The sequence below is a fragment of the Planococcus shenhongbingii genome (assembly GCF_030413635.1).
Classification (GTDB): domain Bacteria; phylum Bacillota; class Bacilli; order Bacillales_A; family Planococcaceae; genus Planococcus; species Planococcus shenhongbingii.
In genome coordinates this window covers 1,730,471-1,756,964 of sequence record NZ_CP129235.1, presented here as the reverse complement: position 1 = coordinate 1,756,964, position 26,494 = coordinate 1,730,471, and the positions used below count along the sequence as shown (strand labels likewise).

Genomic DNA, 26,494 nt, shown 5'->3' with positions numbered 1-26,494 from the left:
TTTTCCTTTTTTCTTTTAGAAAAGTTGAATACATGACTTGTAATCCGGGTACAGCAGGAATGGAAAACGGATTGCCCTCTTTAGTTGTTTGAAAATATTTTCAGATTTAGTATACTAACATTAACGCAAAAAAACCGAATGCCGAAGCATTCGGCCAGCTGCATGCCGCGCGTGAGCGGTTGGCTGGAAAACTAGGCTTTGAAAATAACCGTCATTCCTCTACCACAAGGGACGGTTATTTTTTTTCGTTCATGGCCAAAATCATGTAAACGACCAAAGTCACTGCACTGATCGTTACCCCGATGCTCGTGAAGACGAGGGCAAAGGATTCTGAAAGAGTCATGTCACCACCCCCTTTCTGCGGGAATGGCCAAACCGTCCTCATGCAGCTGTACCTTTATTTTATCACAAAAAGAACATATGTTCTATTATTTCCTCGATAAACTTGAAAAATACAAAAAAAGCCATCGCTTAGCGACGGCTTTCTATTTTCTTCCTTACTTCTTGGTTATGTTGATGCCATTCGTATTCTGCGAAATCCCGTGCGATAAACACGTTCGGGTGTATCCCACGGACCTGCTCAGTCAGTATTTTGTCATCATCCGGCAAGAATCTGGAGCTGATATGATTGGCGATCAACGCTTTCGCTCCAGCGAGGCTGGCGGTTTTGGCTGCATCGTAAATAGTCGAATGGCCATAACCTCGCGCCATCTTTTTCGTCTCTGCATCAAATGTCGCTTCGTGCACCACGATATCTGCATCTCGGCTTAACTCAATAGCTGCCTTGCAGAAACGGGTATCGCCAAGAATTGAGACAACAAATCCGGGATGTGCAGGCTCTGTCACATCGATGCTTTTGACAATTTGCCCATTTTCCAGAACCACGTCCTCCCCTGCTTTCAGCTTTGCCAGCAACGGGCCTTTAGGGACACCGTATTCCGTAGCTTTTTCGATATTCAATTTTGGCTGCAGCGGTTTTTGAGCAATCCGGAATCCATACGAAGGAATGACGTGGTCAAGAAGCGCCGCTTTCACCACCATCGTTTCATCTTCAAAAATGATGCCATCCAGATTTTCATGAAAAACGATTTTATATGTCAAATGCGTCCGGCTGAGGCGCAAGAACGTTTCTACAAGTTCCTTAATGCCTGTCGGACCGTATATGTCAAGCGGTTCTTCCCCTCCTTGAAAGGAACGCGAGCCCAGCAGTCCCGGCAAGCCGAAAATATGGTCTCCATGTAAATGGGTAATAAAGACTTTTTCAATTTTACGCGGTTTTAAAGTCGTATGTAACATTTGATGCTGTGTCGCTTCCCCACAGTCAAACAGCCAAAAAGTTCCGCGTTCCTCAAGCAATTTTAGAGCGAGAGAACTGGAATTCCGGTGCTTTGACGGCATGCCCGCTCCTGTTCCGAGAAATAATAGCTGCATAAACTCCCTACTTTCTTTCGTGGTCATGGTCGGCCAAAAAATCTTTGCTGAAACTGGTTTCTGATTCAGAAGTCGTTTTTTGGGAGCGCGTCCCCCGAATAATGACGCTTTTGCCGAATTTTTTTTCAAGTTTGGACATCAGGTTCAGAATCGGTTCTTCTTTAGCGTGCTCCTGGAAATTAAAAATGGACAGCTGTTCCGTCATCTCGCCTTTCTTAGCCACATTCGATACCGTTACGCCGACAAGACGGAGGGGCTCTCCATTCCAATGCTTCGTGAACAATTGCCATGCATTTCGGAAGATGTCGTCGCGTTTCCATACGGTGTTTCTCAGCGTAATGCTGCGGGTGCGGTTTTGCCACTCCGAGCTGCGGGTCTGGATGCTGACAGTAGGACCGGCCAGCTCTTTCGCTTCGAGCCGGTTGGCCACCTTTTCACTCAGTTTCCGGAAAATCGCTTTTAAGTTTTCTTCATCGGTTTCATCTACGGGCAATGTTGTTGAAGTCCCGACGCTTTTCGTATCGTAAATCGAATCGGGATCCACGATCCGGTCATCCATGCCGTTTGCCCGGTTCTGAAGGCGCAAGCCATTCTTGCCCATCTTTTCTTTGATGAGCCCGGTATTGGCTGCCGCTAAATCTCCGATCGTGGCAATCGACAGGCGTTTTAGTTTTTCTGCAGTGCTTTCTCCGATGCCATGCATTTCGATAACCGGCAGCGGCCAGAGCTTTTTCTGGATGTCGCGCTTCCGCAAGATCGTGATGCCCATCGGCTTTTTCATATCGGAGGCCGTTTTTGCCAAAAATTTATTCGGTGCAATGCCAAGTGAACAGGGCAGATCAAGTTCTGATTTCATGCGCTGCTGGATTTCTTCCGCCAGCTCCAGCGCATGCCGATCTTTAGCCAGTTCCGTCACATCAACGTAGCCTTCATCGATCGATACCGGTTCCACAAGGTCCGTGTAAGAACGCAGAATGTCAAACATCGCTTTTGATGCAGCCCGGTAGCGCTCGAAATTCGGCGGCAAGAGAATCAATTCCGGATATTTCCGTTTGGCTTCATGCACTTGCATCGTCGTATAAATCCCGTGCGCCCGTGCTTCATAAGAACAAGTCACAATGATGCCGCGCCGCTCTTTCGGATTGCCGGCAATTGCAATCGCTTTGCCTTTTAAAGTCGGGTCATGCGACTGCTCCACCGAAGCATAAAAACTATTCATATCAATGTGGAAAATCACTCGGCCTGCCATGTGGATCGCTTCACTTTCTTTTTCTTTCAGTTTACCATACGAAAAGCGAGGCTGCCTCTTAGGAATGTGCCGGATACCTGGTGCTGCTCTTCTCTTTTTCTTTAAAACCGGCTTGTTCTTCCGCAATTTTTGAAATACGGCCAGTTGTTGCAGAAATACGACTCACAAGAGACAAAATATGACCAGCAAAAGAGAAAATACGATTCCGGCCGAAATCTTCCTCATTTTTATTGCCTTTAAACAGAAAAAAACTGCAGGCATTATCGGGAAAACCGACTATGCCTGCAGTCTTTTCTTTTCTATTAAACAGCTGACTCTCTCACAATTTCAACCAGCATTTCGGTCAATCTCTCCAATTCTTCGATTGGCATGCGTTCTTTTTTCGTGTGGATATCTTCATAGCCGACACTTAAATTGACGGTCGGAATGCCAAAGCCATTAAAGATATTGGCGTCGCTTCCGCCTCCGCTTGTTAAGACAGGCGCAGCAAGGCCGATATTGGCTGCCGCTTGCTTGGCAATTTTCACAACTTTTTCATGTTCATTGAAATGGAAACCTGGATACATCAGTTTCACTTCAGTTACGGCAGTGCCGCCCATGCGTTCCGCGACTTCTTCAAATACCGATTCCATATGCGCTGTTTGAGAAGCCAATTTATCTTCCTGGATAGACCGGGCTTCCGACAGAATGTGGACTTCGTCGCACACAATATTGGTCGCCTGGCCTCCTTCAAAACGGCCGATATTGGCTGTCGTTTCTTTATCAATGCGTCCCAGCGACATTTTCGCAATGGCTTTGGCCGCAATTGTGATCGCTGAAACGCCTTTTTCAGGAGCTACCCCGGCATGGGCTGTCTTGCCATAAATGGTCGTCCATAACTTCGCCTGGTAAGGAGCAGTCGTGACGATTCCGCCAACTTTGCCATCGCTGTCCACGGCATAGCCGTATTCCGCGAACAATAAAGAAGCATCCAGTTCTTTGGCTCCAGCTAAGCCGCTTTCTTCTCCGGCTGTAATCACTAATTGGATATCGCCATGCTCGATTTCCTGTTCCTGAACCGAACGGACCATCTCGAACAAAGCGGCAATTCCCGCTTTGTCGTCCGCCCCTAAGATGGTAGTGCCGTCGGAATACACATAGCCCTCCCGGATTTCGGGCTTAACGCCTTTTCCAGGGGTTACCGTGTCCATGTGCACAGTAAAATAAATCGGTGAAGCTGCAATTGCGGCTCCCCGCAATGTGGCAATCAAGTTATTGGCGCCATGGCCGTTACGGAAAGAGGAATTGTCTTCTCTCACATAAAAGCCGAGGTCTTCCAATTTCTGTTTCAGCACTTCGGCAATTTTCGCTTCATTTTTCGTTTCTGAATCGATTTGCACCAATTCAAGAAACTCGTTCAATAATCGGTCTTTCTTCATCATTGGTACCTCTCTTTTTATAAAGGCATATTGCCATGTTTTTTAGCTGGGCGCGTCTCTTTTTTATGGCGCATCATTTCCAGCGCCTGAATCAGTTTAATGCGCGTTTCCCGTGGATCGATTACATCATCCACCATTCCACGTGCCGCTGCCACATACGGGTTGGCGAATTTCTCGCGGTATTCCTCTATTTTGGCCGCCCGTGTTTCTTCCGGGTTATCGCTTGCATCGATTTCGCGTGCAAAAATGATATTGGCTGCTCCTTGTGGACCCATAACGGCGATTTCGGCATTCGGCCATGAAAACACCAGATCGGCCCCAATCGATTTGGAGTTGAGTGCCACATACGCGCCGCCGTATGCTTTGCGCAAAATCACCGTCATTTTCGGCACCGTCGCTTCTGAATAAGCATACAGGATTTTTGCGCCGTGCCGGATGATTCCGCCGTGTTCTTGTTTGATGCCAGGGAAAAATCCGGTGACATCTTCAAAGGTAATCAATGGAATGTTAAAGGAATCACAGAAACGGATAAAGCGGGCCGCTTTATCAGAAGAGTCGATATCGAGTCCGCCGGCCATCACTTTTGGCTGGTTGCAGACAAGACCGACCGTTTCACCTTTAATGCGCGCCAAGCCAACGACAATATTGCGGGCAAATTCCGGCTGGACTTCCATGAAACTGCCATCATCGACCACTTGATTGACAACAGCCCGGACATCGTACGGGCGAATCGCTTCGTACGGCACGACGTCTGCCAGGTCCGGACGGTAATCGTCTTCCCCGTCCGCTTCAAGACGAGGCGGCATTTCCTGGTTGTTCTGCGGCAGATAACTGATCAACTTCCGCACCATCTGCAGCACTTCTTGTTCGGAATCCGAGCGGAAATGCGCATTTCCGCTGATTGCTGTATGTACTTTCGAGCCGCCCAGGTCTTCAGAAGAAATCTTCTCTCCTGTCACCGTTTCAATGACTTTCGGCCCGGTGATGAACATCTGGCTTGTTTTATCGACCATGAACACAAAATCGGTAATGGCCGGCGAATAAACGGCGCCTCCGGCTGATGGCCCCATGATGACGGAAATCTGCGGAATCACGCCTGAATATATGGAGTTCCGGTAAAAAATATGGCCATAGCCATCAAGCGACAAAACGCCTTCCTGGATGCGGGCGCCGCCTGAATCGTTCAAGCCGATAAATGGCGCACCGTTCTTTGCTGCCAAATCCATGACATTGGCAATTTTTTTGGCATGCATTTCACCCAGCGCTCCGCCAAATACAGTGAAATCCTGTGAAAACAGATAAATCGGACGGCCACCCACTTTTCCGTAACCCGTGACTACCCCTTCACCAGGTCCGTTTGCCATTCCAAAATCCGTCGTCCGATGTTCCACGAAAGGGCTCAGTTCCACAAAAGAACCTTCGTCCACTAACAGCTCGATGCGTTCGCGGGCAGTCAGTTTGCCTTTTTCATGCTGTTTTCTGATGCGTTCTTCCCCGCCGCCAAGTTCAATTTCGCGTCTGCGGTCATATAACTCATTGATTCTTTCGTAAATATCCATTTCTCCACTCCTCAATCATTGCTTTTCGCATAGCTCGTATAATACCCCATTTGAAGATTTAGGATGCAAAAAGGCAACCATTGCGCCGCCAGCTCCCGGATTTGCATGCTCACTCAATAATTTGACACCGTTTTCACGCAGTTCGGCCATGCGCTGTTCAATATCCTCCACGCCAAACGCGATGTGGTGAATGCCTTCTCCGCGTTTTTCGATAAACTTGGCCACTGCACTTGTGTCATCCAACGGTTCAAGCAATTCCAATTTGATGTTGCCGGCATCAATAAAAGCCACCCGCACCTTCTGGGACTCCACGTCTTCGATTTTCAGCAACGGGCAGCCAAGTGTATCGGTGTAATAAGGCAGTACCTCATTCAAATTCCGGACTGCAATTCCAATATGGTCGACTTTTTTCATTCTTTTCACTTCCTTTTATAAGTTCTCTTTTATTGTACCCATTAGACTGTAAAAACTCTAGTTCTACTTGAATATTTGGAAAACGATGGGACACGGGACTTCAAATCCCCTGCTGTTTATGTTATTATTTCATTATGTCCAATTGAAAAATAAAGGAGTCGTATATCCATGAATAATCCTGCATTCCGTAAAGTTATCGTTTATGCCATGGTCGGCATCATGCTTTTGTCCAGTTTAATGATGGGACTCAGCTTCGTTATCTAATAAAAAGAATAAAACATAGAAAAGACAGCGGAAATCAATTGATTTCCGCTGTCTTTTTGTTGGTGAATCCTTTATAGGAAGACTTGATCTCCAAATAATCTTCCATTTCCTGAATTACTTGATAAAGTGCTGCCATAGCCAAAAACTTTTCATGGGTATTCGGCAATGGCATCGTGGCAAAATCGTCTTTGACCGCTTGCAATTTGCTGATGTAGCGGTATGCCGTATTGCCCGAATGGACATGGAGCGCCAAATCTTCCAGAAAATCCGCCACTAAATGGGTATGGCCGACGATTACAGGCAGTGCCGTAATTTGAGGCAGAATGCGTTCGATGATTTCCAGCTGCTGCTCTCTCATATCGAAATAATGGTAATATTTGTTTTCAAGACGGGTAACATGGTTTTCAACATCCTGATACGCCAGCGCCTTCGCTTTTTTCAAGAGCGCAGCACTGTCGGTCAATTCTTTCCCGGTCCAAGCTGAATCGCCTTGGCGCAGAAAAATTACGATTTCCTGGAAAATAGACGAATACAGCGATTCAATCTCGTAGCGGTACGCATTCAATTTCCGTTCGATGCTCGGCATATACATATTGACCGCTAATGCAGTACCGAAGCCGACAGCCATCAACGACAATTCATTCAGAAAAAGATCCAGCGTCAAGTTTTTAGAATCGTATATATGCAGCAAAATAACCGAACTGGAAACAAAACCATCTGAAAACCTTAAAGAAACCAGGACTGGAATGAAAAGCAAAATCATGATGCCGATAACGGCAGGGTGATAGGCTATGCCTTCAAGAAACACGAAGGCATAGCCTATCCCGATCAAACTGGCAACTAAACGGGAGAATGCGGCACGGATTGATTTCTTCTTTGTCGGCTGAATGCATAAAATCGTCAAGATGCCGGCCGATACATAATAATCCAATTGAAAAAATTGCGCCAAAGAAATAGCGATTGCCACACCTGCTGCTGTTTTCATTGTCCGGTAGCCGATTGAAAATCTTTTCAGTTTCATATTCTGCTCCTTTTTTTACAACATAAAAAAATGCCCCTTTTTGAGGGGCATTCAGCTTAAATCTCTTTGCAATGCTCTTCAAACAATTCCTGGATATGCGTAATTACAGACATCGGGTCATGGCCTTCAATTTCATGTCTGCCAATTTCATCAATCATTTTCCCGTCTTTCAAAAGAACGAATGACGGAGAAGAAGGAAGATGATCTTCACCAAAAATTTCACGTGCTTGAGCAGTCGCTTCTTTATCCTGTCCTGCGAATACAGTCAAAAAACGGTCCGGGCGTTTGTCGTAATGGACAGAATGCAATGCTGCGGGACGGGCGATGCCGCCTGCACAACCGCAAACCGAGTTGATCATAACCAGGCTGGTGCCGGGCTGGGCAAAAACTTCTGTGACCTCTTCAGGTGTTTTGAGTTCAGTATATCCTGCATCAACCATTTCCTTGCGGGCTTGGTTCGCGATATCATTCATAAGAAAATTAAAATCCATTGCCATTTCTACCACTCCTTATCAATTCCTTCATTATATCCCACTTTAACGGTCAGTAAGATTCCCCCTTCTTCAAGCGGGAATCCACTGTCCGTAAAAGTCCGGTTGGTTCAGCTAACAACTATTGGGGCATTATCCCCAATGGTTGTAGTTTCTCTTTATCATATCAGGAGTTGAAAAGACTTGCAAAAAAGCTTACTCGAATAAATTCGAAATCGCCTGTGATACAGTCAAGTCGTCCTGCAGTACTTTCTGCTCCAGCATTTTCACTTTTTCCCGCCGGGCTTGATCATCAAAAAAGCGGCTCAGCAATTCATCGGTAATCATCGAACGGAACCAGTCTTTGGTTTGGTTCTGGCGGCGGATTTTCCAATAGCCGCTTTTCTTGACGGTGTCTTCGAAGTCCTTCACCATTGCCCAGATTTCCGAAATGCCCGTACGTTCAAGCGATGAAGCAGGCAGTGCCTGTGTTTTCCAGCCTTCTGTTGCTTGCTGAAGAAAATGCAGGATCTGCTTGTATTCCCGCACCGTCTTTTTGGCCAAATCGGTGTTATGGCTGTCCGCTTTATGGACGACAATGGCATCCGCCAGTTCCAGTATCCCTTTTTTCATGCCTTGCAGTTCATCTCCGGCTCCTGTCAGAACAAGCAGCAAGAACAGGTCGACCATGCCGCGCACCAGCGTTTCGCTTTGGCCGACCCCGACCGTTTCCACAAGGATGACGTCGTAGCCCGCCGCTTCACAAAGCAGCATCGTTTCACGCGTTTTCTTATGGACGCCGCCAAGCGTTCCCGCAGTCGGCGATGGCCGGATAAAGGCTTTCGGATTGCGGGCCAGGCTTTCCATGCGGGTTTTGTCGCCCAGGATGCTGCCGCCTGTGATCGATGAACTCGGATCGATTGCCAGCACGGCCACCCGGTGGCCAAGATTTGTCAGCATTTCGCCGAATGTCTCGATAAACGTGCTTTTCCCAGCGCCCGGGACTCCTGTAATGCCAATCCGGATGGAGTTCCCGGTAAAAGGAAGCAAGCAGTTCAACAGTTCCTGGCCATGTTGTTTATGGTCCGGGTTTGAACTTTCAAGCAACGTAATCGCTTTTCCTAAATGCAGGCGCGAACCACTCCGGACCCCTTCAGCTAATTCTTCATAGTCAAAAGCTTTAGTCTGCGGTTTTTTGAATTTTTTCCGCGGCGCTGCTTGCATACCGTCATGGGCTGCTTTCACGCCTTCCATCACCCGGCGTGATTCCATTTCGCGGTCCATCAGTCAGCCACTTCCTCATATCCGAGGCGTGCATAAATCTCTTCGATGACTTTTTGCGCCGCTACCGGAATGACGGTTCCCGGGCCAAAAATAGCGCTGGCTCCGTTATTTCTCAGGAATTCATAATCCTGTGCCGGTATGACGCCGCCGACGACAATCAATATGTCTTCCCGCCCGATTTTCTTCAGCTCTGCCCATAGGTCCGGCACGAGCGTCATATGCCCGGCTGCCAATGAACTGACACCGATGACATGGACATCATTTTCCACCGCTTGCTGTGCTGTCTCGGCAGGCGTCTGGAACAAAGGGCCGATATCCACATCAAAGCCCAAGTCGGCGAACGCCGTCGCAATGACTTTGGCTCCACGGTCATGGCCGTCCTGCCCCATTTTCGCAATCAAGATGCGCGGTCGGCGGCCTTCATTTTCAATAAAATCTTCCGTCATTTCTTTTACAATTTCAATTTCCTGGTGATTTGAGAAATTGGCACTGTAGATTCCGCTCACCGAACGGATCACCGCTTTATGCCGGCCGGATGCTTCTTCAATCGCATCAGAAATTTCACCAAGCGTTGCCCGGAAGCGCGCTGCCTCAACGGCGCATTCCAGAATGTTGTCATCGCCGGTTTTCGCGGCAGCCGTCAGCTTAGCGAGTGCTTCCTTCACTTTGTCATTGTCGCGCGACGCTTTCATGCGTTCGATGCGCTCAATTTGTGTTTTGCGGACCAAGGTATTGTCGATATTCAAAATGTCAATCGGATCTTCTTCATCAAGGCGGTACCGGTTGACGCCGATAATGACTTCTTCGTTCGAATCGATTTGCGCTTGTTTTTTAGCCGCAGCTTCTTCAATGCGCATTTTAGGAAGGCCTGTCTCGATTGCTTTTGCCATACCGCCGAGCTCTTCCACTTCTTCAATCAATTGCCACGCTTTCTCCATCAATTCGCTGGTCAGCGATTCCACATAATACGAGCCGCCCCATGGATCGATGACTTTGGTCATTCCCGTTTCTTCCTGCAGGAACAATTGCGTATTGCGGGCAATCCGCGCCGAAAAATCAGTTGGCAAGGCAATCGCTTCATCCAATGCGTTGGTGTGAAGCGATTGCGTATGGCCCATCGCAGCCGCATTCGCTTCAATCAAAGTCCGTGTGACGTTATTAAATGGATCTTGTTCAGTCAAGCTCCAGCCGGACGTCTGCGAATGGGTGCGGAGAGCCAAGGATTTATCGTTTTTCGGATCAAATGATTTCATCATTTTCGCCCAGATTTCCCGCGCAGCCCGCATTTTCGCAATTTCCATAAAGTAATTCATGCCGATGCCCCAGAAAAATGACAGCCGCGGTGCAAAGGAATCGATATCAATGCCAGCTGCAAGGCCTGTGCGGACATATTCCAGTCCATCCGCCAATGTATAGGCGAGTTCAATATCGGCTGTAGCTCCCGCTTCTTGGATATGGTAGCCCGATATGGAAATCGAGTTGAATTTCGGCATTTTTGTCGATGTAAATTTGAAAATATCCGCAATGATCTGCATCGACATCGCCGGCGGATAGATATACGTATTTCTCACCATATATTCTTTTAAGATATCGTTTTGAATCGTGCCTGCCAATTGCTCCGGCGAAACGCCTTGTTCTTCTGCCGCCACGATAAAGAACGCCATGATTGGTACAACTGCGCCGTTCATCGTCATGGAAACCGACATTTGGTCAAGCGGGATGCCATCAAAAAGAATCTTCATGTCCTCGACGCTGTCAATCGCCACTCCCGCTTTTCCAACATCTCCTGTGACACGCGGATGATCGGAATCATATCCCCGGTGGGTTGCCAAGTCAAAAGCGACCGACAAGCCTTTTTGGCCCATTGCCAGGTTCCGGCGGTAAAATGCATTGCTTTCTTCCGCTGTAGAGAAACCGGCATATTGGCGGACCGTCCATGGGCGCGATACGTACATCGTCGGATACGGGCCACGGATATTCGGAGCGAACCCTGGATAACTTTCCTGCTGGGATGCAATATCTTTTTCCGAATAAGCCGGCTTTACCGCAATGCCTTCATTTGTTTCGAAAACCTCTTCGTGGATTGCCCCGTTTTGCTTGATTTCCAATTTTCCTAAATCCACTTTTGTGAAATCTGGTTTGCCCATATCAGATGGCCTCCTTTCCAAGACTCAGAATTTGCTCAAGTTTTGAGATGATGTGCTTTCCGGCAAAAATGGCATCCGCCACGCCGTTTGCCGCCCAGCCGCTCAAATCATCTTTACTGTACTTCCCGGCAACATCGAGTACTGCTGCTGTTTCCAATCCTGGAACCACTTCATCCAGTTTTTCTTTCGGCCCGCATAATACGGCATAATCAATAGCATTATCAGCCAAGTACTGGTTAACGTCTTGGGCAGAATTTAACGCCGGGCTAAGCAAAGGCTCGATGCCGCCAACCGCCAAAAAGCCTTGGACAAAATCCGATTGGCTTTTCACCGTTTTCAACGGCCCCAGATGCAACACCGCTGTTTTCAATGTCTTTAGTTTGCTTTGGGCCCTTAACTTTTCAAAAGGAGCGGCCAAACGTTTAGCCGTCATGTAGACAAGGTGGCTGTCATCCACTTTGCCTTCTTTTATAGGCTCTTGTGGATTAGCGTAAATATTGGTGCCAATCAACGAATGCTCGCGTGCCGCGACTTTTTCTTTTCGTTCTACCCATTTCGCTTGAATGTCATCTGTCAGCCAGCCGGATTTAATAACTTCCGAATAGCCTCCAGCTTCTTCAATCTCCAAAAAGTAACTCCATGCGGCATCCACGAATTCTTTTGTTAAAGTCTCGATAAAATAAGAACCTGCTGCCGCATCAAGCACGTGTGATACATGCGTTTCTTCTTTAATCACCAATTGGACATTGCGGGCAATCCGGCTGCTTTGTTCATCCGGAACGGTTAAAAAATCATGGGGATGCACCGTATGGGCGTTGGTTCCGCCAAGCACTGCTGAAAAAGTGGCGTTGCCTGCCCGCAGCAAATTGACGTAAGGGTCTAATTTCGAATAAGATCGAACCGAAGTTTCCGTGAAAACAGGAAGTATGGGCGCCGTTTCACCGTAGGCTGAACAAAAAGCGTTCCAAAGCACGCGGAATGCACGAAGTTTTGCGATTTCCTGGAAAAACTGTGTATCCACGGCAAACCGGACCCAAATATCAGCCGCTTTTGTTTGGAATTCATGCTTGCTGAATGTTTCAGCTAAAATACTTAATGCCACTCCAAGCTCATGAACAATGGTGCCGCCCGCATTGTGGACCGGAATCGTATCGACCAACTGAGTCCGGACGTTTTGAGGTGCAGCTGCTGGAGCTTCCGAGTAAATGACGCCCTGGACATGCGCAAGCTGTTCTTCTTCAATAAAGTCAAAAACCCGAAGAATGCCATTGTCATCAGAACTCAACCGGAAATATAAAGGATAATGGACAATCAATTCCGCCAGGCTTTTCAACTCTTCATCGGACCAAGACAAATTCTGATTGCTGGTATAGACGACCATTTCATTGCCGCGCTTTAAATCTTTTTTCATGGCGTCCAAGTAGCCGGCTGCTGTTTCAGCATGGGTTTCTTGCGCCACAAACCATCCTGGAAGCCTTTTGCCATTCTGGACGGCTATGGTCTGCGAACGGACAAATGAGTCCAGCCGCTCCAGCATTTCTTTCGTATACAGGGGTTCTAGTGTAAGTCCTTCAATGGTAGGCGTTTTGAGAGTTTTTTCGAATGGCTTGCCTTTTAAAGTTTTTTCAGCCGCTTCCCGCCAATCTTCATATGTACGTTCGGAAAAATTTGTCTGTTTCATCGATTCGATTGTCAAACTATTCCCTCCTCAAAGGATATCTCTTTTCATTTTACCCGAGTAGCCACAGACATTAAAGCAAAAAAAGCTTGAAGTCCAAAGACTTCAAGCTTTTGCTCAGTAAACAGACGTATTGTCTTTGTTCATGTTCTCAAGAATCGCTTTGACGCGACCAAGGAATTGGCCACAGACAAGTCCGTCGAGCACACGATGATCGAGCGATAAACACAAGTTGACCATATCGCGTGCTGCAATCATGCCGTTGCCCATAATCACTGGGCGCTTGACGATCGACTCGACTTGCAGGATAGCCGCTTGCGGATGGTTGATGATGCCCATCGACTGGATAGAGCCGAACGACCCTGTGTTGTTGACAGTGAACGTTCCGCCTTGCATATCAGCAGAACCCAATTTGCCGTTGCGCACTTTCAATGCCAAATCGTTGATGTCTCTGCCAATGCCTTTAACCGACTTCTCATCCGAGTTCCGGATGACCGGAACGAATAACGCATTGTCGGAAGCGACCGCAATGGAAATGTTGATGTCTTTTTTCTGAATGATTTTGTCTCCCGCCCACATCGAGTTCATCATCGGGAATTCTTTCAAGGCTTGGGAAACAGCTTTCACGAAGAACGCGAAATACGTGATATTGAATCCTTCTTTTTTCTTGAACTCGCCTTTAATGGAATCGCGGTACGAAACCAGATCTGTCACGTCCACTTCAATCATCATCCAGGCGTGCGGTGCTTCGTGCTTGCTCTTCAGCATATTAGCCGCAATTGCCCGGCGCACGCCGGTGACCGGAATTTCGATATCTCCCGGTGCACTTTCAATCGGCGCCGATTTTGCTGCCGGTTGTACTGGCTGAGACGGTTGCGCTTGAACTTGAGTTTGAGGTGCTGCCGGTGTCTGCTGTGGTGCCGCCGCTTTTGCATCTCCAGCTTTCGGGATATTGCCGCCTTCGATTAAAGCCAGCAAATCTTTGCGGGTAATGCGGCCTTCATTGCCCGTGCCTTGGACTTGAGTCAAGTCGATGTCATTGTCTTGTGCAAGACGCAAAACGGCCGGTGAATAACGGGCTTTTGAACCTTCCGGGCGAACAGGCTGCGAAGAACCTTTTTCACCTTTCAGTCCTTTGGTCACTTCCGTATCTTCTGCCGGCATGATGTTTTCTTTTCCAGCTTCTGTCGGTTCGCTGTCTTCAGCCGGAGCCGAATCGCCGCCTTCAGTTTCAATGGTGCAGACGATTTCTCCCACAGCCAATGTATCGCCTTCTGCAGCAATCAGTTCCTTGATCGTTCCTGTAAATGAAGATGGAACTTCAGCCGTCACTTTGTCCGTATTGACTTCTGCCAAGGGGTCATACTTATTGACATGGTCACCGGGCTGAACCAGCCACTTTTCAATGGTTCCTTCAGTTACACTTTCACCTAGCTGAGGCATTTTAATATTTTCAATAGCCAAAGGGATTCCTCCTTAACTGCTTTTACTTACGTTTAAGACTCTTGGATTTAATGGTGTGCGTTCTTTTCTGTATAGATGGAACCAATATATTCCAGCTTTCGATATTCCGCAAAACAGCTTCGCTTGCCGCGGGCGTCTCCGCTGTTTGCTCCATATCTAAGTGAACAATCATTAAAAAGCTATCTTAATGATCTTCTCTTTTCTAGAAAGCTTCTCTAGCGAAGGCGCGTCCACGGGCTAGGCGGAGCAATAAGACGGATGGTTTTCCCGGCTTATTGCGGGAGCCATGCCCAAAGCGTCCGAAGCGATATTAAAAGAATATTTTTGCTATACAGGCGCTTCCGCTTTTCTAGATTAAAACTCCGCCAAATCCCGCATGGCTTTTTCGACTTTGTCCGGATTGATCATGAAGTATTTTTCCATTGTCGGCGCATAGGCCATTGCCGGAACGTCCGGGCCAGCCAGGCGGCGGATCGGAGCATCTAAGTCAAACAGGCAGTTTTCAGCGATGATCGCCGCCACTTCCCCTATGATGCTTCCTTCTTTATTGTCTTCAGTGACCAGAAGAACTTTGCCCGTTTTTTTGGCCGCTTCTATGATTCCTTCTTTATCCAAAGGATAAATGGTGCGAAGATCCAGGATATGGGCCGAGATGCCGTCTTCTGCCAGGCGTTCTGCCGCTTGAAGAGCGAAATGCACAGCAAGGCCATAGGTGATAACGGTGATGTCGTCTCCTTCGCGTTTTACGTCTGCTTTGCCGATTTCGATCGTGTAATCTTCTTCTGGCACTTCCCCTTTGATCAAGCGGTAAGCGCGTTTATGTTCGAAAAACATTACCGGATCTTCATCTCGGATGGCCGCTTTTAAAAGCCCTTTTGCGTCATATGGGGTTGACGGGATGACAATTTTAAGACCCGGCTGGTTAGCGAAAACTGCTTCCACGGATTGCGAATGGTACAAGGCACCATGGACGCCGCCGCCAAACGGAGCGCGGAATACGATTGGGCAAGACCAGTCATTGTTCGACCGGTAACGGATGCGTGAAGCTTCTGAAATGATCTGGTTGACTGCCGGCATAATAAAATCAGCAAACTGGAATTCAGCAATCGGGCGAAGTCCATACATCGCTGCACCAATGCCGACACCTGCGATTGCAGATTCTGCAAGTGGTGTATCGATCACGCGGTCTTCACCAAATTGATCGTAAAGGCCTTGCGTCGCTTTAAACACGCCGCCTTTTTTCCCGACATCTTCACCGAGAACAAAAACGTTTTCGTCACGCTCCATTTCTTCTTTCATTGCAAGCGTGATGGCATCAATATAATTCATAACTGCCATTATTCGTTTCCTCCTTCAGCATAGACGTATTTCAGTGCATGTTCAGGTTCTGCATAAGCTGCATTTTCCGCATAATCTGTCGCTTCATTGACAATTGCCATGATGCGGTCATTGATTTCTTTTTCCAATTGATCATCCATGATATTGTGTTCCTTCAAATAAGCGCCGAATGTCAGAATCGGATCTTTTTCTTTTTGGGCAGCCAGTTCATCAGCTGAGCGGTACTGACGGTGGTCGTCATCTGATGAGTGAGCCGTCATTCGTTCGGAAACCGTTTCGATCAAGCTCGGGCCATCTCCGCGGCGTGCACGGTCTGCCGCTTCTTTCACATGTTTGTAGACTTCAATCGGGTCGTTGCCGTCAATCGTCACACCCGGCATGCCGTAGCTTGCGGCACGGTCCGAAACGTTTTTGCTCGCTACTTGGCGTTCAAAAGGAACAGAAATTGCGTATTTATTGTTTTCCACCATCGTGATGACCGGCAGCTTATGGACGCCAGCGAAATTCAGGCCTTCGTGGAAATCACCTTGGTTGGACGAACCTTCGCCAAGTGTGTTGAAGGTAATGAAGTCTTGTTTTTTCATTTTTCCAGCAAGCGCTACGCCGACTGCATGAGGCAATTGCGTCGTTACCGGAGAAGAACCGGTCAAGATGCGGTTTTTCTTCTGGCCAAAATGTCCAGGCATCTGACGGCCGCCGGAGTTCGGATCTTCCGCTTTGGCAAAAGCCGACAGCATTAAATCTTTCGGCGTCATGCCGAAGTGCAGGACTACACCAAGGTCACGGTAATAAGGAGCAATATAATCTTTTGTATTATCGAGAGCAAAGGCAGCCCCGACTTGAGCTGCTTCTTGTCCTTGACAAGAAATGACAAACGGAATTTTTCCAGAACGGTTTAATAGCCACATGCGTTCATCGACGCGGCGGGCCGTTAACATCGTTTCATACATTTTCAGCAAATCGTCATTGGATAAACCAACTTCTTCGTGTTTTGCAGCCATTGAAATTCCTCCTTTAACTATGAATCGCTTTGCCGTCAACCGCTAACGCCGCTTCGCCCATCACTTCTGAAAGTGTCGGGTGCGGATGGATCGTATCGGCGATTTCCCACGGAGTTGCGTCTAAAACCATGGCAAGCCCCGCTTCTGAAATCATATCAGTCACGTGCGGGCCAATCATATGGACTCCGAGAATATCATTTGTTTCTGTATCAGCGACAATTTTCACAAAGCCGTCAGATTCTCCGTAAACAAGTGCTTTGCCGATTGCTTTAAAAGAGAACTTGCCGACTTTGACGTCGAAGCCTTTGTCTTTTGCCTGCTGTTCGGTGATGCCGACGCTTGCAGCTTCCGGACTGGAATAAACGCAGCGCGACACCAAGTCATAATTTATGGCGTGCGGATTATTGCCTTTGATATGCTCAACAGCCGTAATTCCTTCATGGGAAGCGACGTGCGCCAATTGCAGCCCGCCGATCACATCGCCAATCGCATAAATATGGGATTCTTTCGTCTGGAAAGTATTTTTCACTTGAATAAATCCTTTATCGACAATGATGTCCGTATTTTCCAAGCCGATGTTTTCAATATTAGCCTGGCGCCCAACAGAAACCAGCATTTTCTCAGCGCTGAAAGTTTCAGTGCCTTCTTTGAGTTCCGCTTGGATGGTCACGCCATTGTCGCCAGTTTCGAGTGTTTCCGCCAAAACTTTTGCGCTTACGGCAAATTTAATGCCTTTTTTCGTCAGCAATTTCTGCATTTCTTTTGAAACGTCTTTGTCTTCAGTCGGAATAATGCGGTCTGCATATTCGATCACGGTCACATCTACCCCAAAATCATTGAGCATGGAGGCCCATTCAATTCCGATGACGCCGCCGCCGACAATTAAAATCGACTTTGGAAGTTCTTTCATTTGCAGCGCTTCATCTGAACTCATGACCAAATTGCCGTCAATCGTCAGACCTGGCAGCGTTCGCGGGCGTGAACCTGTGGCGATAATGACGTTATGTGGAATCAGCATTTCGTTTTCTTCCCCGTTGGTCATTTCCACGGATACCGTTCCGGCATTCGGCGAGAAAATGGAAGGGCCAAGAATGCGGCCGATGCCGTCATAAACATCAATCTTGCCTTTTTTCATCAACCCTTGGACACCTGCGTGCAATTGATCCACAATGCTTTGTTTCCGCTGCTGCACACGCGAGAAATCCAAAGAAACTTCTCCTGTATTGACTCCGAAATCAGCTGCATGATTTTTAGTGGTTGAGTATACTTCCGCGCTGCGCAACAATGCTTTGCTTGGAATACAGCCTTTATGGAGGCAAGTGCCTCCGAGTTTGCCTTTTTCGACGATAGCCGTTTTTAAACCTAGTTGAGCAGAACGGATGGCGGCTACATAGCCGCCCGTTCCGCCTCCGATAATGACTACATCATAATTTTGTGCCATAAATGAAGACGACCTCCTTTAATCATTTCCCTGCTGAATAGGTCTTCGCTTGCTCTTCTTTATTCAATACCCGGACGGCTCCTTCTGCCAAAGCCTGCAACTCGTTTTCACCCGGCATAACAGCGACATCCGCAATCCAGTTGACGCGGTCTGAAATCGATTTGACAAAGTCTTTGCCGTAAGCCAAGCCGCCCGTCAAAATGATGGCATCGACTTTACCATTTAATACAGTACTGGCTGAACCGATTTCACGTGCCACTTGGTAAGCCATCGCATCATAAATACGTTCAGCTTCCAAATCGCCTTTTTGGATCCGCTTTTCCACTTTGACCGCATCATTTGTTCCCAAATAGCCGACCAATCCACCTTGTCCTACAAGCATTTTCATGATTTCATGGCGATAATATTGCCCGGAAAAACATAATTCAACCAAATCTCCGGCTGGTACTGTGCCGGCCCGTTCAGGACTGAATGGCCCGTCTCCATGCAGGCCATTATTGACCTCGACCACCCGGCCATTCAAATGCACACCTACTGTAATGCCGCCGCCCATATGCGTCACAATCAAGCGCATGTCTTCATACGTACGCCCCAATTCTTTGGCATACCGCCGTGCTACAGCTTTTTGGTTTAAGGCATGGAAAATCGATTTGCGCTCAATCAGTGAAAAACCGGAAATGCGGGCAATCGGGTCCAGTTCATCCACTACAACGGGATCGACGATAAACGACGGAATGTTCAGGGCTTCTGCAATTTCGTAAGCAAGAATGCCTCCTAAATTAGAAGCATGCTGCCCTAAAATCCCTTTTCTTAAATCCTCGAGCATCGCTTGATCCACAGCATATGTACCGCCTTCAATCGGACGCAGCAGCCCGCCTCTTCCACATACGGCAGAAAGATTGGAAACATTCATGCCCTCTTCATCCAACGCCTCCAGAATCGTCTGTTTGCGGAAGCTGTACTGGTCGATGATGGAAGAAAATCCGGCTAACGCTTCCGATGAATGGCGGATGGTCTTTTCCATAATCAGGATATCGTTGTCAAAAACGCCAATTTTAGTCGAAGTTGAACCCGGGTTGATGACCAAAATGCGATGCAGCTGTTCTTGCACAGCGATCCCTCCGTTCTTTCTAAAGTCCATTTAAGGTTTTCTATAGCGCCTATTTTATTTACGTTTGCGCTTTTCTTGTCCAGCTGCAGCGGCCAGATTCTCGGATCATAAGCCACTCCGATGTCTAGTTCAGTGCCTAGCTCTTCGGGACATAAACCAACCCAGCTGTGTGGCAAAAAGCGCCACTTCGCTGGTCCGCCTTACGCCTGTCAGAGCTGGACAGGCACTTCCACTTTTCGAGACTGTGCGGCTGAAAACATGCCGCTTCGCCGGATCGTCTTATGTCTGTCGAATCTTAACGGCCGCTTCCGCTTTTCTTGCTAGCGGCAAAAAGCGCCGCTTCGCCTCTTTGTCTGTTGACTGTCGAAGCTAACCGGCTCTTTCCACTTTTCTTTAAAATCTTCTGCTTAAGATATTGTGCTCGTTGCGCATGAACTGGCTGCGTGATTTGCTTACGCGTTCAATGCGTTCTTCAGCCATGCGGTCTGCTGCCTGGTAGCTAGGAATGCCGTCCCGCTTAGAAATTGCGAAGATTTTCGAAATGCTGTCATAGATTGTTTCAACGCGTTTCATCGCGCGTTCGTTATTGTAGCCGTATAATTCATCTGCAACGTTGATAACGCCGCCTGAGTTAATAACAAAATCCGGCGCATAAACGATGCCGCGAGCTTCAAGTTCATCACCATGGCGTTCTTCTTTTAATTGGTTGTTTGCTGAACCGGCTACCGCTTTTACTTTCAATTGTGGAATCGTGTCATCGTTGATGATGGCCCCCATCGCACATGGAGCAAAAATATCGGCTTCTTGTGAATAAATCTCATTCGGTTCAACAGCTGTCGCTCCAAAGTCATTTACTGCGCGCTGTACTGCTTCTTGGTTAATGTCAGATACGATCAATTTAGCGCCTTCTTCGTGAAGGTGTTTGCATAATGTATAAGCTACGTTTCCTACACCTTGGACAGCAATCGTTTTTCCTTCAAGTGAATCGTCGCCGAACGCTTCCAGTGCAGCAGCTTTCATGCCGATATATACGCCGTAAGCTGTTACAGGAGAAGGGTTTCCTGAAGAACCGAACGCCGGAGAGATGCCCGTGACAAAGTCAGTTTCTTCATGGATCAAGTCCATATCAGCAACAGTTGTGCCTACATCTTCCGCTGTGATATAACGACCGTTCAAGCCCTGGATAAAACGACCGAATGCACGGAACATTTCTTCGTTTTTGTCTTTTAGCGGATCGCCGATGATAACCGTTTTGCCGCCGCCAAGGTTAAGCCCGGCTGCTGCGTTTTTATAAGTCATTCCGCGGCCAAGGCGGATTGCATCTTCGATTGCTTCTTCTTCCGTCGCATAATTCCACATGCGAGTGCCGCCAAGTGCCGGCCCAAGAGTTGTGTCGTGAATGCAAATGATTGCTTTAAGCCCTGAAGTTTTATCTTGGCAAAATACCAGTTGCTCATAATCGTGCTGTTCCATTTTTTCAAAAATACCCATTGTCATTTCCTCCTAGTATGTTCCGTTAAATGTTGGACGAGCGAAGTGCGAGTGCCAGTGAATACAATTTGCTTTCAGCGCTGTCTGCACGGGATGTCAATACAATCGGCGCTTTTGCCCCGGCTATGATGCCTCCCACTTTCGCTTTTGAAAAATACACTAATGATTTGTACAGGATGTTGCCTGCTTCGATATTGGGCACCAGCAAAATGTCCGCCTTGCCTGCGGTGTCGCCTGTAATGCCTTTATGCTTTGCAGCAATTGGGGAAATGGCATTGTCGAGCGCAAGCGGCCCATCGACGATGCAATCGGTAATTTGGCCGCGCTTGTTCATCGCCGTTAAGGCAGCGGCGTCCAGCGTCGCTTGCATTGCTGGATTTATCACTTCCACTGCGGCCAGCGGTGCCACAATGGGCAATTGGACGCCAGTAGAGCGGGCGATTTGAACGGCGTTTTGTATAATTTGTGCTTTTTGCTGCAAATCAGGATCGATGTTCATCCCGGCATCCGTAATGAAAATCAGGCGGTCAAAGCCTTCAATTTCAAAAGCTGCCACGTGGGATAATACATTGCCGGTCCGCAAGCCAAAATCTGGATTCAACACCGCTTTTAATAGCACGGCTGTCGGTATATGGCCTTTCATCAAAACACTGGAGTCGTTCATATAAACCGATTTGACCGCTTCTTTGGCTGCCTGGGCTGCCCCTTTGACATGAAAGATTAATAGTTTTGGATGATTAATGAGATGCGGAAAGCTTGTGCTGATCATTTGTTTCAGCTTCGCTTCATCGTCATATAGCCTGAAACTGGCCAAATCTCGCTCGATTGCCAAACTGACGGCTTCAAGCACTTCTAAATCGGCTGCGGCAGCTACAGCAACGGCATTGTCTGCTTCAATAGAAATTTCATCCATTAGTTCAGCTAAAGTGGCCATTATTGTCACCCCATTCCCTTTTAATTAAAACAGATAAATCCGCAATATATAAGGCTTGTAAGCGCTTTATTGATGTTTCCAGCTGAAATACTTTGCAAATTCTTGCAAAACCCTGCAAGAATTTGCAAAACCTTATGAAAGGCCATACTTTTCTAATTTGTAATAAAGCGTCCGCAGTGAAATTTCAAGTTGTTTGGCGGTTTTGGATTTATTGCCTTTAAATTGTGTCAGTGCATGATGAAGAATCTTGCGCTCAATTGTATCCAGCTGCTCCTGCAGCGGCACTGAAGACTCAAAAGTGACTTCCTGCTTGGCTTCTGCCGCTTTGATCATATTTAACGGAATATGTTCTTCGGTCAGGACTTTATCATTCATTTGCATGAAAATCATGGCCCGGCTCAAGACATTTTCAAGTTCCCGGACATTGCCAGGCCAATCGTAGACCCGCAATAATTGCAAGGCTTTGTCGGTCACCGTTTCTATATTCCGGCCGTATTCCTGGTTCAATTTCAATAATAAGCGGTCGACGATTCTCGGAATGTCCTGCTTTCGCTTGCGCAGCGGCGGGATAAGAATCGGCATCCGGTTCAGCCGGTAATACAAATCTTCCCGGAATGTCCCTTCTAGCAATGCTTTTTCCATATTGGCATTGGTGGAAGCAATAACCCGCACATTGATGGGTATCGGAGTCGATCCGCCAATCCGCAAGGTTTCATGTTCTTGAAGGACACGCAGCAGTTTGCTTTGGATCATCGGAGACAGCTCGCCGATTTCATCCAGAAAAATGCTGCCGTTGTTCGCTTCTTCAAACAAGCCCCTTTTTTCACCGCTTTTGATGCCTGGCAATGCTCCTTCTTCGTAGCCGAACAGCTCACTGTCGAGCAATTCCTCAGTCAGCGCGGCACAGTTCACCCGCACGAATTTATTGTATTTCCGCTCGCTTGCGCTATGGATGGCATGGGCAAAAAGTTCTTTCCCTGTCCCTGATTCCCCGCGCAGCAAAACCGTCACGAGCGTCTGGGCAGCAAGTTTCGCTTGTTGCAGGCTGAGCTGCATTTCCGAGCTCAAGCCGATGATGTCATCAAACGTATATTTCGATTCCAAGGTCCGGATGATGCTCCGGGCACGGTCCAATTCTTTCATCAATGAACGGATTTCCGTAGTATCATGGATGACTCCGACACTGCCTTTTAATTTATTATCGACAATGATCGGCGCAACATTGACGATGACTTCACGGCTTGCCGGCCCTACTTTCAAGTTCACGCCCCGGTACGGCTTGCGCGTTTGAAGCGCTTTCAAGTGCATGCTTTCCCCTTCGGAAATATCCGCTGAAGCCGGCATGCCGATGACGTCTTCCATTTGAAGGCCGGTAATCCGTGTATAAGCGGGATTCACCAAGAGCCCGTTGCCCTTTTCATCAACCACTGAAATGGCATCGTCGCTCGATTGAATAATCGCCTGCAGCATGGTCTGGACTTCTTTCAAATCGGTGATTTGCTCGGCAAGCGATACCACTTCCGTGATGTCTTTAAAAACGGCGAACGCGCCGATCGTTTCACCGTGCTCATCGACCATCGGAAAACGGGATGTGACTATTTTCGAGCCGTTCGGCAAAATCAATTCCTGATTCAATTCCGTTCTGCCGGTTTCATAAATGCGCGGCAATTCACTGGCAGTGATATATTCATGGATTGGCCTGCCAATGGTCGTTTCCGCTTCAACTTCCAGCATCCGAGCGGCGCTTTTATTGATGAAATTGATCTGCCCCTTCTGATTGATGCCGACCATGCCTTCTTCCACCGAATTAAAAATGATATTCTGCTTATGGCTTTCTTCCCGCAACAAAGAAATGAAATGTTGTTTCTCCGTCATTAATCTGACCAGGACATTCGCAATACTGCCGGGGATAATGACGGTTTTTTTTGGAAAATGAACCGGGAGCTCCTGCTGCACTTTTTCGCTGCCAGACACGTTGACCACCATATCCACTTCGTCTTTATTAAATTCCCTAAAGTCCTGAGAAACCGGGATGCCAAACTTTTTTGCTTTCTGAACCGCCGGAGCCTCCAAATTAATATCCGCAATTCCATAGACGTTCAAGTATTCGGATTCCATCAGCATTTGCAGAATAACGGAACCACCGGCTCCGCCGCCTATAATCAGTACATTTTGCAATCCGCTTCATACCTTTCCAATAATTATGTGCAATTTTTTGCAGTTACCTCCATTAGCGTACCTGAGGATAAGATTCTTGACAACTATAAACGAATTGGAAACAATAGAGATGAAGGAGTGGAAGCATGGGACGTTTAATCGCATTTATTATCTTGTTGATTCCTGGTATCATGGCTGCATACGGCATTAAATTGATGCGCGATACCTTATTCAATAAATTATTGGAGCCTTATCCGGCTTTATGGATTCAATTCACGTTAGGAACCATTTTCGTGGTGCTGGGCATCGGATTTTTCGCTGGATTCCTGTTGAACCGGGACCGCAAAAAAGGAACGGTTTCAAAGCGATTCCAGAAATAAAGGAAAGTTTAATCGCGGCATAAAAAATTGCGTCTACCTCTTGACAGGTAGACGCAATTTTTTTGTAATCCGCTCCGGATAATCGGTGATGATTCCTTTTAATTCAGGGGCTATTTTTTTCATAGCGGCTTCCGAACCGATGATGTTATAAATCCGGATGTTTTTTTTCATTTCTTGAAGCGCTTCAAGAAATGACAGGGAATACAATCGCCGATGAAGATGGATGCTATCAATCCATTTCATTTTCCGGATGGCTTCCAGTGGGATGCTTTTTTTGATAATCAACGCCATTTCCCTGGCTGGCATAAGCTGCTTCATTTCTTTCAGCAAATGGGGATTAAAAGAAGATACATGGAAATTTTCTAACCCTTCCAGCATGGAAGCTAAAATTTTGGGTCCTTCCGGATGTGCGCTGAATGAATTTTTCATTTCAATATTCAAAGGCACTTGTTTTTCTTTTGACCATTGAAATACTTCGTAAGCCAGCGGGATTTGAGCATTTGAAAAACGCCGCGACCATCGTTTCCCGATCTTCAACTCTTTCAGTTCTTCATACAAGATGTTTTCGATTTTATACTTTTTGCCTCCGAGCCGCTTTAAATTATCATCATGGAAAACTACCACGACACCATCTTTGGTGATTTGCACATCCAATTCAATGCCTACATTAAATTCGCAGGCTTTGTAAAAAGCATTCCACGTATTTTCAAGGGCATACTTGGAAGCTCCCCGGTGAGCATATACTGTCACTTCCTGCAATTTCCTCATCTTCTTTCCTTTATAAAGATACAGTTCAGGTGTCATCCTGCAGTGAAATCCAAAATTTTTATAAAATAAAAAGGCCGGGCAGCAGTACACCCGGCCCTATATTCAACTGGTTATTCGAAAAAGACATTATGTTCGACCGTATCCTGGTTGGTCCAAGTTACGACCGTTCCAGGAGCCACGGTCAGTTCGGCTTCAGCATAAGCAAAATCCACAATCTCCACTGCCGCTTCCCCGCTAGTCGAAGCACCTTCTTCCACTACCACTTTCATGGTCATGTTCGGATGCGGCTCACAATGAATTGGGAATTCTCCCACTTCATTAAAAATATAACTAGTTGTTTCACCTTGAGCCAATAGTGGAGAAGCTTCTCCACTTGCCGCTTCCGGCGGCTCGGCCTGATCAACGGAAGAAGACTCCGGTTCATCTTCTGCCGCTTTTCCATCTGCATTATGATCGCCTTTGTCCATTTCATGATCCGCTACATCCGTTGTTTCTTCTGCAGGCTGTGCTTCTTCTTGTCCACATGCTCCCAATAACAATATGCCCCCAACAACAAGCGCGCTCCATCTTTTGTACATGTAAACCTCATCCCTTCTTGTTTTTTATCAATAGAAAGAAACAACGGGGTAATTTACATTAACATGCCGGGCTGCATGCAACTGGGGCAATAGCTGTTGTTTGTCAGTTGCATGGCAAGGATTCTTTACAGTTTATTATAATTTAGATTCGATTCGAATGCTATCGGCAACCATTGCGATAAACTGTGAATTGGTCGGTTTCGATGCCAAATGTTCTTTGCTGTAGCCGAAAAGTTTGGAAATATGCTGGGTTTCATTGCGGCTCCAGACCACCTCAATCGCATGGCGAATCGAACGCTCGACACGCGCCGGCGTTGAATCGAGGTTTTTGGCGATGCCAGGATACAGCTCTTTCGTGACTTTGTTTAAAATATCCGGATTTTTCAGCACCAGCGAAACGGCTTCTTTTAAATAAGTATAGCCTTTGATATGCGGTGGAACCCCGATTTCTTTAATAAGACTGGTAATCAGTTCATCGATTTCAGCTTCTTCGTTTTTCGGTTTCTTGCCGTCTTTTCGGTTTTGCATTATATGATTGATCTGGATAGCCAGCCGCGCGGTTTCAAAAGGTTTCATAATGAAATACGAAGCGCCGTACTGGGCCGCCTGGCTCATAATCGATTCCTGTCCAAAAGCGGAAAGCATGATGACGTCTATCCCGCGCAAATTCTCATCTTCTTTTATGGCATCCAAAACGGCAATGCCATCTAAATAAGGCATGATGATGTCGAGGACCAAGACGTCCACTTGATGCTGTTTCAGCATCTCGATACACGTTTTGCCATTATAAGCGACAGCGACAATTTCCATGTTCGATTGGCCGCTTAAATAATCACTCATGAGCCTGACCAATTCGCGATTATCGTCTGCGATTGCAATTTTTATCTTATCCATCA

22 protein-coding genes and 2 pseudogenes are annotated in these 26,494 nt (G+C 47.2%); 2 read left to right on the top strand and 22 right to left on the bottom strand.

Annotated features, from left to right (window positions below; genetic code table 11):
- Nucleotides 1-471: 471 nt before the first annotated feature.
- The 5 genes from rnz to mce form a co-directional block, all read right to left on the bottom strand.
- Nucleotides 472-1,431, bottom strand: a complete 960-nt coding sequence (gene rnz / locus QWY16_RS08740) for a ribonuclease Z (protein WP_300992777.1) — start codon at nt 1,429-1,431, stop codon at nt 472-474.
- A 7-nt stretch (nt 1,432-1,438) separates the two neighbouring features.
- The gene (locus tag QWY16_RS08735; protein WP_300992775.1) at nt 1,439-2,680 is read right to left on the bottom strand and encodes a DNA polymerase IV; all 1,242 of its coding nucleotides are present in this window, start codon (nt 2,678-2,680) and stop codon (nt 1,439-1,441) included.
- 302 nt (nt 2,681-2,982) lie between these two features.
- On the bottom strand, nt 2,983-4,098 hold the full coding sequence (locus tag QWY16_RS08730; protein WP_300993358.1) for a M20/M25/M40 family metallo-hydrolase: 1,116 nt from the start codon (nt 4,096-4,098) through the stop codon (nt 2,983-2,985).
- A 17-nt stretch (nt 4,099-4,115) separates the two neighbouring features.
- On the bottom strand, nt 4,116-5,657 hold the full coding sequence (locus QWY16_RS08725) for an acyl-CoA carboxylase subunit beta (protein ID WP_300992773.1): 1,542 nt from the start codon (nt 5,655-5,657) through the stop codon (nt 4,116-4,118).
- A gap of 15 nt (nt 5,658-5,672) precedes the next feature.
- Entirely contained in the window at nt 5,673-6,071 is a 399-nt protein-coding gene (gene mce / locus QWY16_RS08720; RefSeq protein WP_300992771.1) for a methylmalonyl-CoA epimerase, read from the bottom strand.
- A gap of 168 nt (nt 6,072-6,239) precedes the next feature.
- Between mce and prli42 the strand changes: the two genes are divergently transcribed.
- Nucleotides 6,240-6,335: a stressosome-associated protein Prli42 gene (gene prli42 / locus QWY16_RS08715; protein WP_300992769.1), complete on the top strand. Its 96-nt coding sequence runs from the start codon at nt 6,240-6,242 to the stop codon at nt 6,333-6,335.
- A gap of 34 nt (nt 6,336-6,369) precedes the next feature.
- On the opposite strand, the gene QWY16_RS08710 is transcribed toward prli42, so the two are convergent.
- The 14 genes and pseudogenes from QWY16_RS08710 to QWY16_RS08650 all read right to left on the bottom strand — a co-directional run bounded on the left by QWY16_RS08710 (nt 6,370) and on the right by QWY16_RS08650 (nt 23,893).
- A complete protein-coding gene (locus tag QWY16_RS08710; RefSeq protein ID WP_300992767.1) occupies nt 6,370-7,356 on the bottom strand; it encodes an aromatic acid exporter family protein in 987 nt (328 codons plus the stop codon).
- Nucleotides 7,357-7,412: 56 nt separating this feature from the next.
- Complete coding sequence (locus QWY16_RS08705) at nt 7,413-7,853, bottom strand: BrxA/BrxB family bacilliredoxin (RefSeq protein ID WP_300992765.1); 441 nt, start codon at nt 7,851-7,853, stop codon at nt 7,413-7,415.
- Between the two features lie 189 nt (nt 7,854-8,042).
- Complete coding sequence (gene meaB, locus QWY16_RS08700) at nt 8,043-9,110, bottom strand: methylmalonyl Co-A mutase-associated GTPase MeaB (protein ID WP_300992764.1); 1,068 nt, start codon at nt 9,108-9,110, stop codon at nt 8,043-8,045.
- Entirely contained in the window at nt 9,110-11,257 is a 2,148-nt protein-coding gene (scpA, locus tag QWY16_RS08695) for a methylmalonyl-CoA mutase (RefSeq protein ID WP_300992762.1), read from the bottom strand. Before scpA ends, meaB begins: the two co-directional genes overlap by 1 nt.
- A 1-nt stretch (nt 11,258) precedes the next feature.
- On the bottom strand, nt 11,259-12,953 hold the full coding sequence (locus QWY16_RS08690) for a methylmalonyl-CoA mutase family protein (RefSeq protein WP_300992760.1): 1,695 nt from the start codon (nt 12,951-12,953) through the stop codon (nt 11,259-11,261).
- Between the two features lie 99 nt (nt 12,954-13,052).
- Nucleotides 13,053-14,018, bottom strand: a pseudogene (locus tag QWY16_RS08685) (dihydrolipoamide acetyltransferase family protein); the annotation flags it as partial.
- A 210-nt stretch (nt 14,019-14,228) separates the two neighbouring features.
- A pseudogene (locus QWY16_RS19415) lies at nt 14,229-14,378 on the bottom strand (biotin/lipoyl-containing protein); the annotation flags it as partial.
- A gap of 375 nt (nt 14,379-14,753) precedes the next feature.
- Nucleotides 14,754-15,737 (bottom strand): alpha-ketoacid dehydrogenase subunit beta, encoded by a 984-nt coding sequence (locus QWY16_RS08680; RefSeq protein WP_300992756.1) that lies wholly within the window; start codon nt 15,735-15,737, stop codon nt 14,754-14,756.
- Nucleotides 15,737-16,738, bottom strand: coding sequence for a thiamine pyrophosphate-dependent dehydrogenase E1 component subunit alpha (locus QWY16_RS08675; protein ID WP_300992754.1), 1,002 nt, complete (start codon nt 16,736-16,738; stop codon nt 15,737-15,739). Before QWY16_RS08675 ends, QWY16_RS08680 begins: the two co-directional genes overlap by 1 nt.
- Nucleotides 16,739-16,751: 13 nt before the next feature.
- Entirely contained in the window at nt 16,752-18,179 is a 1,428-nt protein-coding gene (gene lpdA, locus QWY16_RS08670) for a dihydrolipoyl dehydrogenase (RefSeq protein ID WP_300992752.1), read from the bottom strand.
- 22 nt (nt 18,180-18,201) lie between these two features.
- On the bottom strand, nt 18,202-19,290 hold the full coding sequence (buk, locus tag QWY16_RS08665; RefSeq protein ID WP_300992750.1) for a butyrate kinase: 1,089 nt from the start codon (nt 19,288-19,290) through the stop codon (nt 18,202-18,204).
- A 393-nt stretch (nt 19,291-19,683) separates the two neighbouring features.
- Nucleotides 19,684-20,787 carry a Leu/Phe/Val dehydrogenase gene (locus QWY16_RS08660; RefSeq protein ID WP_300992748.1) on the bottom strand — a complete coding sequence of 368 codons (1,104 nt, stop codon included), beginning with the start codon at nt 20,785-20,787 and terminating at the stop codon, nt 19,684-19,686.
- 19 nt (nt 20,788-20,806) lie between these two features.
- Nucleotides 20,807-21,715: a phosphate butyryltransferase gene (gene yqiS / locus QWY16_RS08655; RefSeq protein ID WP_300992747.1), complete on the bottom strand. Its 909-nt coding sequence runs from the start codon at nt 21,713-21,715 to the stop codon at nt 20,807-20,809.
- Nucleotides 21,716-21,847: 132 nt separating this feature from the next.
- Entirely contained in the window at nt 21,848-23,893 is a 2,046-nt protein-coding gene (locus QWY16_RS08650) for a sigma 54-interacting transcriptional regulator (protein ID WP_300992745.1), read from the bottom strand.
- A 125-nt stretch (nt 23,894-24,018) separates the two neighbouring features.
- Between QWY16_RS08650 and QWY16_RS08645 the strand changes: the two genes are divergently transcribed.
- Nucleotides 24,019-24,252 (top strand): DUF2627 domain-containing protein, encoded by a 234-nt coding sequence (locus tag QWY16_RS08645; protein ID WP_300992743.1) that lies wholly within the window; start codon nt 24,019-24,021, stop codon nt 24,250-24,252.
- Nucleotides 24,253-24,285: 33 nt separating this feature from the next.
- On the opposite strand, the gene QWY16_RS08640 is transcribed toward QWY16_RS08645, so the two are convergent.
- The 3 genes from QWY16_RS08640 to spo0A form a co-directional block, all read right to left on the bottom strand.
- On the bottom strand, nt 24,286-25,020 hold the full coding sequence (locus QWY16_RS08640) for a glycerophosphodiester phosphodiesterase (protein ID WP_300992741.1): 735 nt from the start codon (nt 25,018-25,020) through the stop codon (nt 24,286-24,288).
- 110 nt (nt 25,021-25,130) lie between these two features.
- Nucleotides 25,131-25,598 carry a plastocyanin/azurin family copper-binding protein gene (locus tag QWY16_RS08635; protein ID WP_300992740.1) on the bottom strand — a complete coding sequence of 156 codons (468 nt, stop codon included), beginning with the start codon at nt 25,596-25,598 and terminating at the stop codon, nt 25,131-25,133.
- 135 nt (nt 25,599-25,733) lie between these two features.
- A complete protein-coding gene (gene spo0A / locus QWY16_RS08630) occupies nt 25,734-26,492 on the bottom strand; it encodes a sporulation transcription factor Spo0A (protein ID WP_300992738.1) in 759 nt (252 codons plus the stop codon).
- Nucleotides 26,493-26,494: the final 2 nt, after the last annotated feature.